This is a genomic window from Nocardioides sp. CPCC 206348, assembly GCF_048654705.1.
GTDB lineage: Bacteria > Actinomycetota > Actinomycetes > Propionibacteriales > Nocardioidaceae > Nocardioides.
This window is the reverse complement of record NZ_JBMCZA010000104.1, coordinates 1-916: the sequence shown is the minus strand read 5'-3', so window position 1 is coordinate 916 and position 916 is coordinate 1. Positions and strand designations below refer to the sequence as shown.

Below are 916 nucleotides of genomic sequence, written 5' to 3'. Positions count from 1 at the left end.
CTCGGACCGCGCACGACCCTCGTCCACGCCACCCACCTGACCGACTCCGACGTCCGCCTCATCGGCGACTCGGGGGCCTTCGTCTGCATGTGCCCGACGACCGAGCGCGACCTCGCCGACGGCCTCGGTCGCGCCGCGGACCTGCGTGCTGCCGGCGCCCGGATCTGCCTCGGCTCCGACAGCCACGCGATCGTCGACCTCTTCGAGGAGATGCGCGGCGTGGAGATGCACGACCGGCTGCGCACCGGCGTCCGTGGCCACTGGACCGCCCAGGCACTGCTCGACTGCGCGACCGTCCACGGCCACGCATCCCTCGGCCTGGACGACGCCGGCGTCGTGACGCTCGACCCGGCCAGCCCGCGTACGGCGGGCACCGGCGCCGACGTCCACACCGTCGCGTTCGCTGCCGCACCTGCCGACGTCACCGAGGTCGAGATCGACGGCCGGGTCGTCTTCGACGGCGACCACGGGCGCGTCGGCCGTGACCTGGCCTCCGTGATCGACAAGGTGTGGCAATGAACTCGCCCCGGACCAGCACCCTGGTCACGAACATCGGTGAGCTCGTCACCAACGATCCGGCCGCCGCCGACCTCCTCGGCTTGCGCACGAACGCCGCGGTCGTGGTCGACAACGGCGTCATCGCGTGGGTGGGCGATGCCTCAGCCGCTCCTGCCGCCGACGAGGTCATCGACGTGGCCGGCGCCGCCGTCATCCCCGGCTTCGTCGACAGTCACAGCCACCTCGTCTTCGCCGGGGACCGTGCACTCGAGTTCCAGGCCCGGATGGCGGGGGAGTCGTACGCCGCCGGCGGGATCCGCACGACCGTCGCGGCCACCCGCGCCGCCTCCGATGCCGAGCTCGAGGCCGGCGTCGCGCGGCACGTGGCCGAGATGCGCCGCCAGGGCACCACGACCGT

The 916-nt window shown here is 73.3% G+C and carries 1 protein-coding gene and 1 pseudogene; both read left to right on the top strand.

Going from position 1 to position 916, the window contains the following annotated elements:
• Nucleotides 1-519, top strand: a 519-nt coding sequence (locus ACOADB_RS05135) for an amidohydrolase family protein (RefSeq protein WP_378596865.1), incomplete at its 5' end; no start/stop codon positions are given.
• Nucleotides 516-916: pseudogene (locus ACOADB_RS05130) on the top strand (imidazolonepropionase); the annotation flags it as partial. The gene ACOADB_RS05135 and the pseudogene ACOADB_RS05130, both read left to right, overlap by 4 nt.